This is a genomic window from Mycolicibacterium nivoides, assembly GCF_003855255.1.
In the GTDB taxonomy this organism is placed as follows: domain Bacteria; phylum Actinomycetota; class Actinomycetes; order Mycobacteriales; family Mycobacteriaceae; genus Mycobacterium; species Mycobacterium nivoides.
This window is the reverse complement of record NZ_CP034072.1, coordinates 3,882,245-3,902,471: the sequence shown is the minus strand read 5'-3', so window position 1 is coordinate 3,902,471 and position 20,227 is coordinate 3,882,245. Positions and strand designations below refer to the sequence as shown.

Genomic DNA, 20,227 nt, shown 5'->3' with positions numbered 1-20,227 from the left:
GGGGGGCTCGCATTACATCTCGCGGTGGGAGAGTCCGATGCAGCATGTTGAACAGGCGCTGCCGGTAACACGTGCACAGCTAGACATTTGGCTTGCGCAAGACGTCGCCAGCTCCGGTTCGGAGTGGCAACTCGGTTTGTTCGTGAAGATCGCGGGTGCGGTAGATCGCGATGCCCTTGAGTGGGCGATCTGTCGTGTGGTCCGTGAGGCGGAACCTATAAGGGCGACGTTCTTCGAGGTAGACGGGCAGGTGTTCCAGCGGCCGGTCGACTACCCGCAGGTTGAACTGGCATTCCACGACCTGACCGGCGCGGCCGATCCCGAGCAGGAAGCCCGGGACATGGCGGCGGCGATCCAGCGCACGCCCCTGCCTCTGACAGGACCGCTGTTCAAATGCGCACTCTTCAAGACCCGTGCCGACGAGCACTTCCTGCTGGCGTGCTGCCACCACATCGTTGTGGACGGAACGGGTATCGCACTCGTCGGAGCCCGGCTCGCCTCGGTCTACTCGGCAGTTCTCACCGGCGCGCCGATCCCAGGCGCGATCTTCGGCTCGCTGTCCGATCTGGTCGACGGCGAGTCTGACTATGAAGCGTCCGGCGACTATCTCGATGACCAGGCCTATTGGGATGGGCATCTGCCTCCGGCAAGCGATCCGCAGTACGGGTCTACCGACGCTACCGACGTCCAAGACGTCAATTGGCCGTCGGCCGCAGTGCAATTGGACTCTGATCTGCTCCGCAGTGTTGACAAGTTGGCCCACTCGCTGAACGTTCCCCGCTCATCGGTCGTCACCGCGGCGTGTGCGCTTCTCGTACATGGCTGGTGTGCCGACGGCCCAGATGTCGTGCTCGACTTCCCGGTCAGTCGTCGCGTGCGTCCCGAGTCCCGGACGCTTCCCGGGATGGTTGCGGGAGTCGTGCCACTGGTGTTGAAGGCCTCACCGGCGTCGTCGATTTCCGATTTCATCAGCCATGTCGAGGCCCGCATCCAGGAGGCCGTGCAGCATCAACGGTTTCCGGTGCATGCCCTTGAGCGCAAGGTCAACCCGCGCGCGGCGGGCCAGATGGCCAACCGGGTGAGCGTGAACTTTCTCCCGTCGACCTTCACGCTGGACTTCGGTGGTGTGCCGGCATCGGCGTCGCTGACCAATGCGGGCGTTGTCGGTGGGTTCGGACTGATCTTCTCCAGTGCAGGAGAGGACCTGCTTCTCAGCACCATGGGAGCCGGTCAGCCGTTCTCCAGCTTTGAGGTCCCCGACCTCGCGGCGCGGTTGGAGCGGGTGTTGGGGGCGATGGCGGCTGACCCGGACGGGTTGTTGTCGTCGGTCGATGTGCTGGAGGTCGGTGAGCAGGTTCGCCTTGATGAGGGCGGTCATCGGGCGTTGTTGGCGCAGCCCGTGTCTGAGGTATCGGTTCCGGAGGCGTTTGCGGCGCAGGTGGTTCGGGCTCCGGATGCGGTGGCTGTTTGTTTTGATGGCCGGTCGATGTCTTATCGGGAGTTGGACGAGGCGTCGAATCGGTTGGCGCGCTTGTTGATCGGCGAGGGTGCGGGGCCTGGCAGGTCGGTGGGCTTGTTGACGGGCCGGTCGCTTGATGCGGTTGTCGCGATTTTGGGTGTGTTGAAGTCGGGGGCGGCGTATCTGCCGATCGATCCGGCGGTGCCTGATGCGCGCGTCGAGTTCATGATCGCCGATGCGGGGCCGGCGGTTGTGCTGACCACGGGTGCTTTGGCAGGTCGCCTCGACGGGTACGGCGTGCCGGTGATCGAAATCGACGATCCCCGTATCGATGCTCAACCCGGTACCGCGCTACCACTTCCTGAGCCGGACGATATCGCGCACATCATCTATACGTCGGGGACGACGGGTGTGCCGAAAGGTGTTGCGGTTACGCATCAGAACGTGACCCGTCTTTTCGACGGTTTGGATGTGGGTATCGAGATGGGTCCGCAACAGGTGTGGACCCAGTGTTCGTCGTTGGCGTTCGACTATTCGGTGTGGGAGATCTGGGGCGCTCTGTTGTTCGGTGGGCGTCTGGTCGTGGTGCCCGAGTCTGTGACACGGTCGCCGCAGGAGTTGCAGGCGTTGCTCGTCGAGGAGCAGGTGACGGTGTTGAGTCAGACACCTTCTGCGGTAGGGGTTTTGGACCCTGTAGCTCTGGACTCGGTGTCGGCGTTGATGGTGGCTGCTGAGGCATGCCCATCGGATGTGGTGGATCGGTGGGCTCCGGGCCGGGTGATGATCAACGGTTACGGTCCGACTGAGACGACGGTGTACGCCACGATCAGCCGGCCCTTGCAGCCTGGTTCGGGTACCGTCCCGATCGGCGTGCCGGTGCCGGGTGCGGCGTTGTTCGTCCTGGATCGATGGTTGCGTCCGGTGCCGCCTGGTGTGGTGGGTGAGTTGTATGTGGCCGGCCGCGGGGTGAGCGCGGGATATCTGCGCCGCGCTGGGTTGACTGCGTCGAGGTTTGTGCCGTGCCCGTTCGGGGGACCGGGGGCGCGCATGTATCGGACCGGGGACTTGGTCTCCTGGGGTGCCGATGGGCAGTTGCGCTACGCCGGGCGGGCTGATGAGCAGGTCAAGATCCGTGGCTATCGTATCGAATTGGGTGAAGTCCAAACAGCTTTGGCCGACCTGGATGGTGTGCGGCAGGCGGTGGTGATCGCCCGTGAGGATCGCCCGGGTGACAAGCGCCTGGTCGGCTACATCACCGGCGCCGCGGACCCGGCGGAAGTACGGAATGCGCTGGCCGAGCGGTTGCCGGCCTACATGGTGCCCGCGGCGGTCGTCGTCCTCGATGCGTTGCCGCTGACCGTCAACGGCAAGCTCGACAAGCGGGCGCTGCCCGCACCGGAATACACCGGTGACCGGTACCGGGCACCGAGTACCGCGGCCGAAGAAGTCTTGACCGGCATCTACGCCCAGGTGCTCGGACTGGAACGGGTCGGCGTCGACGACTCCTTCTTCGATCTCGGTGGGGACAGCATCATGGCGATGCGGGTCGTCTCCGCGGTCAACACGACCTTGGACGCCGGGCTGTCGGTGCGCACACTGTTCGATGCACCTACCGTCGCGCAGTTGGCTCCGCGTCTTGGTGAGGGATCTGACAGACGTGCGCCACTCACCGCAGCCGAGCGTCCCGCGGTAGTGCCGCTGTCGTATGCGCAGAATCGTATGTGGTTCCTCAACCGATTCGAAGATGGCGCCGCGACCTACAACATGCCGATGGCTTTCCGCATCGACGGTGCGCTGGATGCCGAGGCTCTGGGATCCGCGCTCGATGATGTGATCGCCCGCCACGAATCGCTGCGCACGGTGTTTCCCGATGTCCAGGGTGTGCCCTTGCAGCAAGTAATTCCCGCGCAGCCGGGTCTCTGGCGGCGCGGAGGCCCTGCGGTGGTGCAACTCCAGGAGTCCGACGTGGTCGACGAGCTGATTTCGTTGGCCGAGTACCGTTTCGACCTGTCGGCTGAGATCCCCTTCCGGGCGGAGATCTATGAAGTAGGGCTTGACCGGTACGTCCTCGGGTTCGTGCTGCACCACATCGCCTTCGACGGGTGGTCGATGGCACCGATGGCGCGTGACGTGGGCGACGCGTACCGGGCGCGGGTGCAGGGGCAGGCCCCGGACTGGGTGCCGTTGCCCGTGCAGTACGCCGATTACACCCTGTGGCAACAGGACTGGTTGGGGTCAGAGTCCGACGCTGACAGTGTGATCGCCCGCCAGCTGGCTTACTGGCGGCGAGAGCTGGCGGACCTTCCCGAGGTGTCGTCGTTGCCGGGGGATCGTCCCCGGCCGCCCGTGCCGAGTTATCGCGGCGATGCGGTCGATCTGCGCATCGATCCAGAGTCATGGGCGGGAATCAAGGCAGTCGCCGCGGAACACAACGCCACGGCATCGATGGTCTTGCAGGCCGTGATGGCGGTGGCTTTGCACCGCGCCGGGGTCGGCGAAGACATCGCGCTGGGAACCCCGATCGCGGGTCGCGTGGACCAGGCCCTCGACGAGCTGGTCGGGTTCTTCGTCAACTCCTGGGTGCTGCGGGTAGGAGTCGACCCCGCACTGCCGTTCAGTGAGTTGCTGGAGCGGGTTCGACAAAAGGCGCTCGATGCCTACGCCAACCAGGACGTGCCATTCGAACTGCTCGTCGAGAGGCTCAACCCGACCCGCTCCACTTCTCATCATCCGCTGTTCCAGGTGGCGCTGGCATTCCAGAACAATGTGCGGCCCGAAATCGAGCTCGACGAACTCGACGTCGAGCCGCTGGCGGCAGACATTCGCACCGCCCGATTCGACCTGGAATTCGATCTCCGAGAAATATCGAGCGGCGATGCCAGTGCGCTCTTCGATCTGAAGGCGGTACCGGCCGAAGGCCGTGGCGCGCTGATGGCCGCAGGCACGGTCGCCTACGCCACCGACCTGTACGACCGCTCCAGCATCGAGCGGTTGGTGAGTTGGTTCGGCCGGGTGGTCGAGGCCGTGGTGGCAGATCCGTCGACGGTGGTCGGCGAGGTGGGCCTGCTCGATCATGACGAGCAGGAACTGCTGCTGCACAAGTGGTCTGGAGCCGAGGTCGGCGCGCCCATGGGGTTGGCACCGCAGCTGCTGGCGGCGGCGGTCGCCGCGGATCCGGATGCTCCGGCGGTCGTGGATGGGTCCAGAGTGCTGTCGTACCGCGAGTTGGACGAGGCATCCAATCGGCTGGCACGCGCGTTGGTGGAAGCCGGCGTCGGTCCGGAGCGCGCGGTCGGCGTGGCGATGGGCCGGTCTGCTGAGCTGGTGATCGCCTGGTGGGCCGTGCTGAAGGCCGGCGGGGTGTACGTGCCCGTCGATCCGGGCCACCCGGCCGAGCGGATCGCCACGGTGCTGGACACCGTCGACGCGGTATGCGTACTGACGTGCGGTGTCGATCTGGTCGACGGCACCGGCGGTCGACTCGTGATCCCGCTCGATCTGGTGGACCTGTCCGACCACAGTGCGGATCCTGTCACCGACGCGGATCGGTTGGCGCCGTTGAGTCTTGATGATGCGGCGTATGTGATCTTCACGTCGGGTTCTACCGGTGTTCCGAAGGGGGTGGCGATCAGTCATGCCGGTGTGTTGGGCGTGGCTGCGGCGCATCGTGAGTTGTTCGGGGTGGGTGCTGGTGCGCGGGTGTTGATGGTGGCCGCGCCGACGTTCGATGCCTCGGTGTTCGAGTGGTTGTGGGCAGTCGCCTCAGGCGCGGCGTTGGTGGTGGCCCCACCGGACGCCTACGCCGGCGAGGCGTTGACCGAGATCCTGTCCGGCCAGAACGTCACTGCCGCGTTGATCACTCCGACGGTACTGGCGACACTGGATCCGGCGCGGGTCGACGGACTGGGCACGTTGGTCACCGGTGGTGAGGCGTGCCCGGCGGAGTTGGTGGCGGCGTGGGCGCCGGGGCGGCGGATGTTCAATGCCTATGGCCCGACCGAGGTCACCATCTGGGCCACCTGGAGTGCACTGTCCGCCGGCGAGCCGGTGCGCATCGGCACCCCGGTCCCCGGTACGTGTGCGCTGGTGCTGGATTCGCGGCTGAACCCGGCCCCGGTTGGGGTCGTGGGCGAGTTGTATCTGGCCGGTCCGGTGTTGGCGCGCGGCTATGTGGGCCGACCGGAGCTGACGGCGGACCGGTTTGTGGCCAATCCTTTTGGCGCTCCGGGGTCGCGGCTGTACCGCACAGGTGACCTGGTGCGCTGGACCCCGGCGGGGAGTCTGGAGTATCTGGGTCGTGCCGATGCGCAGATCAAGCTGCGCGGGCAGCGTCTGGAACTCGGCGAGATCGAGAACACCTTGCTGGCCTGCCCCCAGGTCACGCGTGCGGCCGCGGCTGTTCATCGAGGCAGCACCGGTGTCGATCATCTGGTCGGCTACATCGCTCTCGAACAGACCAGCACCGCCGATCACGACGCCGAAGTCGTCGATCAGTGGCAGGACATCTACGACGAGCTGTACGACGCCGATATGCAGGTGGCGGAGTTCGGTAGCGACTTCCGCGGTTGGAACAGCAGCTACACCGACGAGCCGATTCCGCTGGATGAGATGCGGGAGTGGCGCTCGGGTGCAGTCGACCGCATCCTGGCTCTGAAGCCGCAGCGGGTGTTGGAGATCGGCGTAGGTTCGGGCCTCGTTCTCTCACAGGTCGCGCCGGAATGCGTGGAGTACTGGGGGACAGACTTTTCCGCGCCTACCATCCGGAAGCTGCAGGCAGCAGTCGCCGGGCAGCCGTGGGGAGAACGGGTTCATCTGCTGACCCGACCGGCGCATGTCACCGAGGGACTGCCGGAAGGCCAGTTCGACGTGGTGGTGATCAACTCGGTGATCCAGTATTTCCCCAGCGCGGGGTATCTGGCCGAGGTCATCGACAAGGCAATGGAGCTGCTGGGTCCGGGCGGGGCATTGTTCGTCGGCGATGTGCGCAACCACAGCCTGCAGGGTGCGTTCCAGACCGGGATCGCGCTGGCGCGCAGTCGTGCCGGGACCGATACCGACGAGGTCCGCCAACGGATTCAACGTGCGACCGTGGGCGAGCACGAGTTGCTGCTATCCCCAGAATTCTTCACCAGCTGGGCGGCTGACCACCCGGCGGTGGGGGGCATCGGGGTCTTGGTCAAGCGCGGCGAGGCCGACAATGAGCTGACTCGGTACCGCTACGACGTCATCGTCCACAAGTCTCCGACCCAGGTGTGCTCGCTGGCCGGTGCACCGAACTGGGCCTGGACCGACTGCGCAGGCCTGAGTGGGCTACACGCCGAGTTGACGGCGCAGCGCCCACAGACGGTGCGGGTCAGTGCGATTCCGCGAGCGGGCGTGATCGCCGATGTCGTCACCGAACAGGCCCTGGCTGCCGGTCTCCCGCTCGCCGAGGCCCTCGACCATGCCGACTCTGTTGCCGCTTCCGAGGATGCCGTCACACCTGAACTCTTGTATGGACTCGGCGAGGCCGCCGGGTACCACGTCGCGGTCACATGGGGCGGCCAACCCGGCACGCTGGATGCCGCCTTCATCTCGGCTGCCGATGGCGGGGCGATGCCGACGCTCACCGATCTCTACCAACCCACCACCGACTCGCGCCTGCACGGCGGGTACGCCAACGACCCACACACCAACGCCAAGGTGAGCGAGGTGCGCCAGTGGTTGGCCGAGCAACTGCCTGAGTACATGGTGCCGACACAGATCATGGTGCTCGAAGAGTTCCCCTTGACCTCCTCGGGCAAGATCGACCGAAAAGCGCTGCCGGAACCGACGTTTGCCGCGACCTCTTTCCGGTCCCCGCAGACCGATACCGAAAAGATCGTTGCCGAGGTGTTCACCGAGGTGCTGGGGCTCGGCAGAGCCGGCCTCGATGACGACTTCTTCGCCCTCGGCGGTGACTCGCTGATCGCCATCCGGGTGAGCGCCAGGCTGCAGTCGGCACTCGGCAGGGACGTGCCGGTGCGGTATCTGTTCGACGCACCCACCGTCGGAGGACTTGCCGACTATCTGGACCGGCATCAGGACGGCATAGCCCGCCCACCGCTGACGGCGCGCCACCGTCCCGAATCTGTGCCGTTGTCCTATGCCCAGCAACGGTTGTGGTTCCTGGAGCAGTTGCAGGGGCCGTCGCCGATCTACAACATGGCCGTCGCATTGCGGCTGCGGGGACGCCTGGACGCCGATGCGCTGGGGGTTGCGCTGGCGGATGTCGTGGCCCGGCAGGAGAGTCTGCGCACAATCTTCGGATCGGTCGACGGGGTACCCCACCAACTGGTCGTGGACGTCGACAAGGCTGACTTGGGTTGGCGGGTGGTCGATGCCGGAGGATGGTCGGTAAGCCGGCTTGACGAGTCCATCAATGAGACGGCGCGCCACAGCTTTGACCTGTCGCGCGAGATCCCGATCAAGGCAACGCTCTTCCGGGTCGACACAGACGAGCATGTGCTCGCGGCCGTGGTGCATCACATCGCCGCGGACGGTTGGTCGGTCACCCCTCTGGTGGCGGATCTGGGAGCGGCGTACGCCAGCCGGAGCGCCGGGCAGGCCCCTGAATGGGAGCCGTTGCCGGTGCAGTACGCCGATTACACACTGTGGCAGCAGGATTGGATGGGCTCTGTCGCAGATCCCGACAGTGTGATCTCCGGCCAATTGACCTATTGGAAGGATGCGCTCGCCGGGCTGCCGGAGCAGTTGGAATTGCCGACCGACCGTCCCTACCCGCCGGTGGCCGACTACCAGGGTTCGAGCGTCGCGGTGGAATGGCCGGCCGAACTGCAGCAGCAGATTGCCCGGGTAGCCCGTCAGCACAATGCGACCAGCTTCATGGTGGTGCAAACCGCGTTGGCGGCGCTTCTCGGCCAGTTGAGCGCCAGCACTGATGTGGCCGTGGGCATCGCGTCCGCCGGCCGCGGTGAGCCCGCGCTGGACAATCTGGTGGGATTCTTCGTCAACACTCTGGTGCTGCGGGTGGACCTGTCCGGAGACCCCACAGTTTCCGAGTTGCTGGCGCAGGTGCGTCGGCGCAGCCTGGGGGCCTTCGAACATCAGGACGTGCCCTTCGAGGTCTTGGTGGATCAGCTCAATCCGACCCGCAGCCTGACCCATCACCCGCTCGTACAGGCGATGCTCACCTGGCAGAACCTGCCATGGCAGCACAGTGACCCTGCCGCCGGACTGGCGCTGGGCGAAGTCCAGGTGACCCCGTTGGAGGCGGGAACCCATTCCGCTCGGATGGATTTGGTGTTCTCACTGGCCGAACGGTTCAGCGACACCGGTACGCCGGCCGGCATCTCGGGAATGGTGGAGTTCCGCACCGATGTTTTCGACGCGGCCGGCATCGAGACACTGATCGACCGGTTGGTGCGGGTGTTGGTGGCGATGGTCGCTGATCCGGATGGGTTGTTGTCGTCGGTGGATGTGCTCGATGCCGCTGATCGTGCGCGACTGGATGAGGTCGGTCATCGGGGAGTCCTGGGCGGGTCGGTGGTGGAGTCCTCGATTCCGGCGCTGTTCGCGGCACAGGTGGCCCAGGCTCCGGATGCGGTGGCTGTCTGTTTCGATCGCCGGTCGATGTCCTACAGGGAGTTGGACGAGGCGTCGAATCGGTTGGCGCGCTTGTTGGTCAGTGAGGGTGCGGGTCCGGGTAGGTCAGTGGGTTTGTTGACCGGCCGGTCGCTTGATGCGATTGTCGCGATCTTGGGTGTGCTGAAGTCGGGGGCGGCGTATCTGCCGATCGATCCGGCGGTGCCTGACGCGCGGGTCGAGTTCATGATCGCCGATGCGGAGCCCGTGGCGGTGATCGCCACGGCCGAGTTGGCGGAGCGGCTTCGCGGACGTGGCGTGCCGGTGGTCGAGATTGACGACGATCCCCGCATCGATGCTCAGCCCGGAACTCCATTGGTGGTGGGTCCTGCAGCCGATGACTTGGCGCACATCATCTACACGTCGGGGACGACGGGCGTGCCGAAAGGTGTTGCGGTTACCCATCAGAACGTGACCCGTCTTTTCGATGGTATGGACGTGGGTATCGAGATGGGTCCGCAACAGGTGTGGGCTCAATGCTCGTCGTTGGCGTTCGACTATTCGGTGTGGGAGATCTGGGGCGCCCTGCTGCACGGTGGGCGCCTGGTCGTGGTGCCCGAACAGGTCACACGTTCACCAGAAGACCTACACGCGCTTCTGGTCAGCGAGCACGTCACCGTCTTGAGTCAGACCCCTTCGTCGGTGGGGATGCTGGCTGCGGAGGGGCTGGAGTCGGCAGCGTTGATGGTCGCCGCTGAGCCATGCCCTGCCGAGGTGGTGGACCATTGGGCACCCGGTCGGGTGATGATCAATGGCTACGGTCCGACTGAGACGACGGTGTACGCCACGATCAGCGCACCGTTGGTGCCCGGCTCGAACAGTGTCCCGATCGGTGTGCCGGTGCCGGGTGCGGCGTTGTTCGTCCTGGATCGGTGGCTGCGTCCGGTACCGCCTGGTGTGGTGGGTGAGTTGTATGTGGCCGGCCGCGGGGTGAGTGCCGGGTATCTGGGCCGCGCCGGTCTGACGGGGTCACGCTTTGTGCCGTGCCCGTTCGTGGCACCGGGGGCCCGCATGTATCGCACCGGAGACTTGGTCTCGTGGGGTGCCGATGGGCAGTTGCGGTACGCGGGGCGCGCTGATGAGCAGGTCAAGATCCGTGGCTATCGTATCGAATTGGGTGAAGTCCAAACGGCTTTGGCCGATCTGGATGGCGTGCGGCAGGCCGTGGTGATCACCAGGGAGGACCATCCCGGCGACAAGCGCCTGGTCGGTTACATCACCGGCACCGCCGATCCTGCGGAAGTACGGGCTGCGCTCGCCGAGCGGTTGCCGGCCTACATGGTGCCCGCCGCGGTCGTGGTCCTCGACGCGTTGCCGCTGACCGTCAACGGCAAGCTCGACAAGCGGGCCCTGCCGGTACCGGAGTACATCGACGTCGACCGTTACCGGGCGCCGACGACTCCCACCGAAGAAATCCTGGCCGGCATCTACGCCCAGGTACTCGGACTGGAACGGGTCGGGATCGACGACTCCTTCTTCGACCTCGGCGGCGATTCCCTGTCCGCCATGCGCCTGATCGCTGCGGTCAACGCCGGCCTCGACGCCGACGTGGGCGTCCGGACCCTGTTCGATGCACCCACGATTGCGAACCTCGCACCGCATATCAAGGCAGGCTCGGGTGGACGTCAGCGGTTGACTCCGCAACAGCGCCCAGCCGTCATTCCGTTGTCGTACGCACAACAGCGGTTGTGGTTCCTGGAGCAGTTGCAGGGCCCGTCGGCGATTTACAACATGGCGGTCGCGTTGCGATTGGTCGGAGACCTGGATGCCGATGCGCTGGGTCAGTCCTTGGCCGATGTGGTGGATCGGCACGAGAGCTTGCGCACCATGTTCGGGGCGGTCGACGGGATTCCACAGCAAGTGGTGGTACCGGCCGGGCAGGCGGAACTGGGCTGGCAGATAGTGGACGCCACCGGTTGGTCGGCGGATCGATTGAAGGAGGCCGCCGGAGCGGTTGCACAGCACCCGTTTGATCTGACTCACGAAATCCCGCTGCGGGCCGCACTGTTCCGCATTGCGGACGACGAACATCTGCTGGTGGCGGTGGTACATCACATCGCTGCAGACGGTTGGTCGATCACCCCGCTTGTGGCGGATCTGGGTTCGGCCTATGCGAGCCGCTGTGCCGGCCAGGCCCCGCAGTGGACGCCGTTGCCGGTGCAGTACGCCGACTACACGTTGTGGCAACAGGGTTGGCTGGGTTCGGAGTCCGATCCGGACAGCGTGATCGCCACGCAGTTGGCTTACTGGGAGCAGGCGTTGGCGGGGCTGCCCGAGCGCCTTGAGCTGCCGACAGATCGGCCGTATCCGCCGGTGGCCGACTACCAGGGTTCCAGCGTGGCGATCGACTGGCCCGCTGAGTTGCAGCAGCAGGTGGCGCGGGTCGCTCGTGAGCACAATGCGACGAGTTTCATGGTGGTGCAGGCTGCGCTGGCGACGTTGCTTGCTCAGCTGAGCGCGAGTTCCGATGTGGCGGTGGGAATTGCGACCGCAGGACGCAGCGATCCGGCGCTCGATGAGCTTGTGGGGTTCTTCGTCAACACCCTGGTGCTGCGCCTGGACCTGGTCGGCGATCCCACGGTTTCTGACCTGCTGGGCCAGGTGCGTCAGCGCGGCCTCGCCGCATTCGACCACCAGGATGTGCCGTTCGAGGTGCTGGTGGAGCGGCTCAACCCGGCTCGCAGCCTGACGCATCATCCGCTCGTACAGGTGATGGTGTCCTGGCAGAACTTCGCTGCGGACCAGGCTTCCAGTTTGACGCTGGGGAATGTCCAGGCCACGCCATTGGACGCCGAATCCCGCACGGCTCGTATGGATCTGGTGTTCTCCCTCGCCGAGCAGTTCAGCGACGCCGGCGCACCGGCGGGGATCGGCGGTGTGGTCGAGTTCCGTACCGACGTATTCGACGCGGCCAGCGTTCACCGACTGGTCGAACGGTTGCAGCGGGTGCTGGTGGCGATGACGGCTGACACAGCGCAGCGGTTGTCGTCGGTGGATGTGCTCGATGCCGCCGATCGTGCGCGACTGGATGAGGTCGGTCATCGGGGGGTGCTGGGCCGGCCGGTGGTGGAGTCGTCGATTCCGGCGTTGTTCGCGGCGCAGGTGGAGCGGGCTCCTGGCTCTGAAGCGGTCAGCTTCGAGGGTCGTACCCTCAGCTACCGAGAACTCGATGAAGCGTCGAACCGGTTGGCGCACATGTTGATCGACCGGGGTGCACGTCCCGGCGAGTGTGTGGCGTTGTTGCTGGAGCGCTCTGCGCAGTCGATTGTGGCGATCCTGGGTGTGCTGAAGTCGGGGGCGGCGTATCTGCCGATCGACCCGGTTGTGCCTGACGCCCGTATCGAGTTCATGCTCACCGATGCCAGGCCGGTGGCGGCGGTCACCACGGGTGGTTTGGCCGAGCGGCTCGATGGCCGCGATGTGCCGGTGGTCGAAGTCGACGATCCCCGTATCGATGTGCAGTCGGCTACCGCGCTGCCGGTGCCCGCACCGGAGGATATCGCGCACATCATCTATACGTCGGGGACGACGGGTGTGCCGAAAGGTGTTGCGGTTACCCATCAGAACGTCACCAGGTTGTTCGACGGACTGGATGTCGGCGTGGCGATGGGGCCCCGACAGGTCTGGGCTGCGTGTTCGTCGTTGGCGTTCGACTATTCGGTGTGGGAGATCTGGGGCGCGCTGCTGTTCGGCGGGCGTCTGGTGGTGGTGCCTGAGCAGACCACGCGCTCACCGCGGGACTTGGAGGCGTTGGTCGTTGCCGAGCGAGTAACGGTGTTGAGCCAGACGCCGTCCGCGGTGGGGATGTTGTCGCCGGAGAAGCTGGCGTCGGTGTCGGCGTTGATGGTGGCTGCCGAGGCATGCCCTTCGGACGTGGTGGATCGGTGGGCGCCGGGCCGGGTGATGATCAATGGTTACGGTCCGACTGAGACGACGGTGTATGCCACGATCAGCGCCCCGTTGGTTGCTGGTGCGAGCACGGTGCCTATTGGTGTGCCGGTGCCGGGTGCGGCGTTGTTCGTCCTGGATCGGTTGTTGCGTCCGGTGCCGCCTGGTGTGGTGGGTGAGTTGTATGTGGCCGGCCGCGGGGTGAGTGCCGGGTATCTGGGCCGCGCCGGTTTGACGGGGTCACGCTTTGTGCCGTGCCCGTTCGGGGCGCCGGGGGCCCGCATGTATCGCACCGGGGACCTGGTCTCGTGGGGTGCCGATGGGCAGTTGCGGTACGCGGGGCGCGCTGATGAGCAGGTCAAGATCCGCGGCTACCGCATCGAATTGGGTGAAGTCCAAACAGCTTTGGCCGATCTGGATGGTGTGCGGCAGGCCGTTGTGATCGCCCGGGAGGATCGCCCGGGCGACAAGCGCCTGGTCGGTTACGTCACCGGCACTGCGGATCCGTCGGTCATCCGTGCACAGCTTTCACAGCGGCTGCCGTCGTATATGGTTCCGGCGGCGGTCGTGGTCATCGACGCTCTACCGTTGACTGTCAACGGCAAGCTCGACAAGCGGGCCCTGCCCGCACCCGAATACGCTGGCACGGACCACTACCGGGCGCCGACAACCGCCACGGAAGAAATCCTGGCCGGTATCTACGCCCAGGTACTCGGACTGGAACGGGTCGGCGTCGATGACTCCTTCTTCGACCTCGGTGGCGACTCACTGTCGGCCATGCGGTTACTCGCCGCGGTCAACAGCCACCTCGACGTCGACCTCGCGGTGCGTACATTGTTCGACGCACCCACGATCGCCCAACTCGCCCTACGCCTCAGCGCCGGTTCCAGCGGCCGTCGCCCGCTGGTCCCGCAGCAGCGTCCCGCCGTTATCCCGCTGTCGTATGCGCAACAGCGACTGTGGTTCCTCAACAGGTTCGAGGGTGGGGTCGCGACCTACAACATGCCGATCGCGTTCCAGATCAACGGTGCAATCGATGTCGATGCTCTGGGATCGGCCCTTGACGACGTGATCACCCGCCACGAATCGCTGCGCACGGTGTTCCCCGATGTAGACGGTGTGCCATCGCAGAAGGTGATGCCGGCGCAGGAGGGGATGTGGCGCCGCGGTGGTCCGGCAGTGGTGCAGGTTGCAGAGGACCAAGAAGACGCTGTGCTCGGCGAATTGATCGCGCTGTCGGGGTACCGGTTTGATCTGGCAACCGAGATCCCGATCCGGGCGCAGATCTACGAGGTGGGCTCGTCCCGGTACGTCGTGGGAATTGTTCTGCACCACATCGCCTTCGACGGCTGGTCGATGGCGCCCATGGTCAAGGATGTCGGGGTCGCCTACGCAGCCCGCGCCGGCGGGCAGGCCCCGGCCTGGTCTCCGCTGCCGGTGCAGTACGCCGATTACACACTGTGGCAGCGTGAACATCTGGGAGACCTGGAAGATCCGGACAGCCGAATCGCTGAACAGCTGGCTTACTGGCGACAGGAGCTGGCCGGCCTGCCGGAGGTGGTGTCGCTGCCCACCGACCGTCCCCGGCCACCCGCGCCCAGCTATCGCGGCGACGGGGTGGAACTGCGAATCGATCCCCAAACCTGGGCCGGTGTCAAGGCGGTGGCCGCGGAACACAACGTGACCACGTCGATGGTGTTGCAGGCCGTGATGTCGGTCGTGATGCACCGGGCGGGCGTCGGCGAGGACATCGCCCTGGGAACCCCGATCGCCGGACGCAACGATCAGGCCCTGCAGGAGTTGGTCGGGTTCTTCGTCAACACCTGGGTGCTGCGAATCGGATTGAACTCGCAGCAGCGGTTCAGCGATGTCGTCGAACAGGTGCGGCAGAAGGCACTTGATGCCTACACCAATCAGGACGTGCCTTTCGAACTGCTTGTGGAGCAACTCAACCCGGCGCGATCCACATCGCATCACCCCTTGTTCCAGGCCGCCCTGGTCTTCCAGAACAACGTGCGTCCTGAGGTGGCATTGGAGGGTGCGGGGATCGAGCCGATGTCGATGGTCACCCGCACCGCCAAGTTCGACCTCGATGTGGACATCAGGGAGGTGCCCGACGAGCATTCGGGCGCGCCGATGGCCGCTGGTGTACTGACATACGCCACGGACTTGTTCGATCGGTCGACGATCGAGCGCCTGGTGGGTTGGTTCGGCCGGGTGGTCGAGGCCGTGGTGGCAGACTCGTCGGTGGTGGTCGGCGAGGTGGGCCTGCTCCACGGTGATGAGCGCAATCTGGTGTTGCACAGGTGGTCTGGTGCGGGCATCGACTCACAGGTCGGGCTGGCACCGGAGTTGCTGGCGACGGCGGTGGCTGCGGATCCGGATGCCTTGGCGTTGGTGGACGGGCCGCGGGAATTCACCTACCGGGAGCTGGATGCGGCTTCCAACCGGCTGGCACGAGTGCTGATCGCAGCGGAGGTGGGTCCGGAGCGCGCGGTCGGCGTGGCGATGGGCCGGTCTGCTGAGCTGGTGATCGCGTGGTGGGCGGTGCTCAAGGCCGGCGGGGTGTATGTGCCGGTGGATCGGACGCACCCGGCCGAGCGGATTGCCACGGTGCTGGACACCGTCGAGGCGGTGTGTGTACTCACCCGCGGTAGCGACCCCGTGGCGGGCGCTGGAAGTAGCCCGGTACTGGATATCGATTCACTGGATCTTGCGGGCAGCTCCGCGGAGCCGATCACCGATGCGGATCGGTTGGCGCCGTTGAGTCTTGATGATGCGGCGTATGCGATCTTCACGTCGGGGTCCACGGGCACGCCGAAGGGTGTGGCGATCAGTCATGCCGGTGTGCTGGGTGTGGCTGCGGCGCATCGTGAGTTGTTCGGGGTGGGTGCTGGCGCGCGGGTGTTGATGGTGGCCGCGCCGACGTTCGATGCCTCGGTGTTCGAGTGGTTGTGGGCAGTCGCCTCAGGTGCGGCGTTGGTGGTGGCCCCACCGGATTCCTATGCGGGTGAAGCGCTGACGGCGTTGATCGAGGAGCAACAGGTCGAAGCGGCGTTGATCACCCCGACGGTGGTGGCGACGCTCGACCGTAGCCGGCTGGGTGGGTTGAAGACGTTGGTCACCGGTGGTGAGGCATGCCCGGCGGAGTTGGTGGCGGCCTGGGCGCCGGGGCGGCGGATGTTCAATGCCTATGGCCCGACCGAGGTCACCATCTGGGCCACCTGGAGTGCACTGTCCGCCGGCGAGCCGGTGCGCATCGGCACCCCGGTCCCCGGTACGTGTGCGCTGGTGCTGGATTCGCGGCTGAACCCGGCCCCGGCCGGCGTGGTGGGCGAGTTGTATCTGGCCGGTCCGGTGTTGGCACGCGGCTATGTGGGCCGGGCCGACCTGACTGCGGATCGATTCGTGGCCAACCCCTTTGGAGCTCCCGGGTCGCGGCTGTACCGCACAGGTGACCTGGTGCGCTGGACCACAGCGGGCAGCCTGGAGTATCTGGGTCGCGCCGATGCCCAGGTGAAGTTGCGCGGGCAGCGCCTGGAGCTCGGCGAGATCGAGAACACCCTGCTGGCCTGCCCCCAGGTCAATCGTGCTGCGGCCGCGGTCTACCACCATGATGCCGCTGACCACCTGGTCGCCTACGTCGCGCTGGAGCGCGCCAGCAGCGCTGATCATGATGCAGAAGTCGTCGATCAGTGGCAACACGTATACGACGAGCTCTATGACGCCGACCTGGAAGCGGTGGAGTTCGGCAGCGACTTCCGTGGATGGAACAGCAGCTACACCGGCGATCCGATTCCGCTGGATCAGATGCGGGAATGGCGCTCGGGTGCCGTGAACCGGATCCTGGCACTGCGCCCTCGGCGGGTGCTTGAGCTCGGCGTGGGTTCGGGTCTCGTACTGTCACAGGTGGCCCCCGAGTGCGTGGAGTATTGGGGAACGGACTTTTCCGCGCCGACCATTCGGAAGCTGGAATCGTCGGTGGCCGGACAACCGTGGGGGGATCGGGTCCGGCTACGGGTGCAGCCGGCCGATGTGGCCGACGGGCTGCCCGATGGTTACTTCGACACGATCATCGTCAACTCTGTCATCCAGTACTTCCCCAACCCGGCCTATCTCACCGAGGTCATCGACAACGCCGTCGAGCTGTTGGCTCCGGGCGGGACGTTGTTCATCGGGGATGTGCGCAATCACAGCCTGCAGGGTGCGTTCCAGACCGGTATAGCGTTGGCACGCAGCGGCGCGGGTGCCGACAGCGACGAAATCCGTCAGCGAGTGCAACGCGCGATCCTGGGCGAGCCAGAGTTGCTCTTGGCCCCAGAGTTTTTCACGACCTGGGCGGCTGACCACCCGTCAGTGGGCGGGATAGGCATCCAGGTCAAGCGCGGTGAGGCCGACAACGAGTTGACCCGGTACCGCTATGACGTCGTCATTCACAAGTCGGCCGGCCCGGTTCGTTCGCTCGCAGATGTACCCGTCTGGGATTGGGCTAGTTGTGCGGGCCTGAGCGGGTTGCACGCGGAGTTGGCGGCGCAGCGCCCACCGACGGTGCGGGTCAGCGCGATTCCGCGGGCGGGTGTGATCGCGGATGTGATCGTCGAACAGGCTCTTGCCGACGGACGCCCGTTGGCAGATGCGCTGGCGCAGGCGGACATTGCGGCCACACCCGCGGATGCCGTCACCCCAGAACTGCTGTATCGGCTCGGTGAGGCGGCCGGATACGACGTCGCAGTCACGTGGGGCCCGCAGCCGGGGACCGTCGACGCGGTCTTCACCGCCGCCACCAACGGAGCAGATGTCCCGGTACTGACCGATCTCTATCTGCCGCCCGGCGGGTCGCATGAGCGCAGCACCTACGCCAATGATCCCGACACCAACAGCAAGGTCAGCGAAGTGCGCCAGTGGCTGACCGCTCGGTTGCCGGAATACATGGTGCCGACCCAGATCGTCGTGCTCGAAGAGCTTCCCTTGACCTCCTCGGGCAAGATCGATCGCAGGGCGCTGCCCGAGCCGGTGTTCGCGGCCGTTACCTTCCGGTCACCGCAGACGCCGACGGAGAAGACCGTCGCAGAGGTGTTTGCCGAAGTGCTCGGCCTCGATCGGGTGGGCCTCGATGACGATTTCTTTGCCCTGGGCGGTGATTCGTTGATCGCAATCCGGGTCAGCGCCCGCCTGCAATCGGCACTCGGCAAGGACGTGCCGGTCCGCTACCTGTTCGACACTCCGACCGTCGGGGGACTGGCCGCGTGCCTGGACCGTCAACTCTCTGATGCCGCACGCCCGCCGTTGCGGGTGATGCCGCGTCCGCAGACCATTCCCCTGTCCTATGCCCAGCAGCGGCTGTGGTTCTTCGACCAATTGAACGGCCCGTCACCGGTTTACAACCTGGCCGTGGGACTCCGCCTGAGCGGCGACCTCGATCCCATCGCGCTCGGGCAGGCGTTGGTGGATGTGGTGGGCCGCCACGAGAGCCTGCGCACACTGTTCACCCTGGCCGACGACACGCCTCAGCAATTGGTGGTGCCACCCCAGAGTGCCCGCACGTGCTGGCAGGTGATCGATGCGATCGGCTGGTCGGGGGACCGGTTGGCCGAGGAAGCCGGCGCAGTCGCGCGCCACACGTTCGACCTGTCGGCTGAATTGCCCTTGAGGGCATCACTTTTCCGTGTCGCCGAGGATGAGCATGTTCTGATTGCAGTGGTGCATCACATTGCCGCTGACGGCTGGTCGGTCACCCCGTTGGTGGCGGATCTGGGTGCGGCCTACGCCAGCCGGTGTGCCGGGCGTGCACCGGAGTGGTCACCATTGCCGGTGCAGTACGCGGACTACACCCTGTGGCAGCGTTCGTATCTGGGTGACCTGGCCGACCGTGACAGCCGCATATCCGGGCAGCTGGCGTACTGGGAGCAGGCGCTGGCCGGGTTGCCCGAGCGGTTGGAGTTGCCGACGGATCGGCCGTATCCGCCGTTGGCTGATTACCGAGGCGCCAGTGTGGCGGTTGATTGGCCGGCTGAGTTGCAGCAGCGGGTCGTCCGGGTGGCACGAGAGCAGAACGCGACGAGTTCCATGGTGGTCCAGGCCGCGTTGGCACTGCTGCTGTCCAAGCTATGTGCGACGTCGGATGTGGCACTGGGCATCTCAATCGCCGGTCGCACAGATCCCGCGCTGGATGATCTGGTGGGGTTCTTCGTCAATACTCTGGTGCTGCGCGTCGACTTCGCCGGCGACCCGACCATTGGTGAGCTGCTGGAGCAGGTTCGTCAGCGCGGTCTGGCGGCCATCGAGCATCAGGATGTGCCGTTCGAGGTTGTGGTGGATCGACTGAACCCGACCCGCAGCCTGACCCACCATCCGCTGGTACAGGTCATGCTGTCCTGGCAGAACCTGTCCTGGCAGCACAGTGCCGATACTGCCGGCGGCCTGACGTTGGGCAATGTGCGGGTGACCCCGTTGCCCGCACAGACCCACACAGCGCGTACGGACCTGACATTTGCGCTGGGCGAACGTTGGAGTGAGACCGGCGAGCCCGCCGGAATCGGTGGAACCGTCGAGTTCCGCACCGATGTCTATGACGAGGCGAGCGTTGTGCGGTTGATCGATCGGTTGCGCCGGGTGCTGATGGCGATAACGGCCGAGGCTGAGGCGTCTTCATGACCGCTGACCTGACCCGGCGGCTCTCGTCGATGGATTTCCTCGACGAGGACGAGCATGCCCAACTGTTCGCGTGGGGCAATCGGGCGGTGCTGGACGAGCCGGTGAGTTCATCGGCGTCGATCCCGGGGCTGTTCGCCGCGCAGGTGGCTCGCGCGCCAGAGGCGACTGCGGTGACTTTCGACGGCCGTTCGATGTCGTATGCGGAATTGGATGAGGCGTCGAATCGATTGGCGCACTGGCTGGTTGAGCAGGGTGCGGGACCCGGCCGGAGCGTGGCGGTGCTGTTGCCCCGCTCGGCGGATTCTATCGTCGCGATACTGGCGATCTTGAAGTCCGGTGCAGCGTATCTGCCGATGGATTCGGCGCATCCCGATGCGCGGGTCGAGTTCATGCTCGGCGATGCGGCACCGGTCGTGGCGGTGACAGCGGGTGGTCTCGCCGAACGGCTGACGGATTCCGGTGTGCCGGTCGTCGACATCGGCGATCCTCGTATCGCCACGCAACCCGGCACCGAACTACCGGGGCCCGCCGCTGATGATGTTGCGTATTTGATTTATACGTCGGGGACGACGGGTGTGCCGAAGGGTGTGGCGATCACTCATA

Annotated in this window: 2 protein-coding genes; both read left to right on the top strand. The window is 65.7% G+C overall.

The window, feature by feature from the left end:
• Positions 1-37: 37 nt before the first annotated feature.
• Positions 38-19,624, top strand: a complete 19,587-nt coding sequence (locus EH231_RS34830) for a non-ribosomal peptide synthetase (protein ID WP_420891933.1) — start codon at positions 38-40, stop codon at positions 19,622-19,624.
• Positions 19,621-20,227, top strand: a 607-nt coding sequence (locus EH231_RS34825) for an AMP-binding protein (RefSeq protein WP_164480948.1), incomplete at its 3' end; no start/stop codon positions are given. The genes EH231_RS34830 and EH231_RS34825, both read left to right, overlap by 4 nt.

Coding starts and splice junctions, on each gene's coding strand:
- EH231_RS34830 (WP_420891933.1), top strand. CDS start 38: ATGCAGCATGTTGAACAGGCGCTGCCGGTAACACGTGCACAGCTAGAC.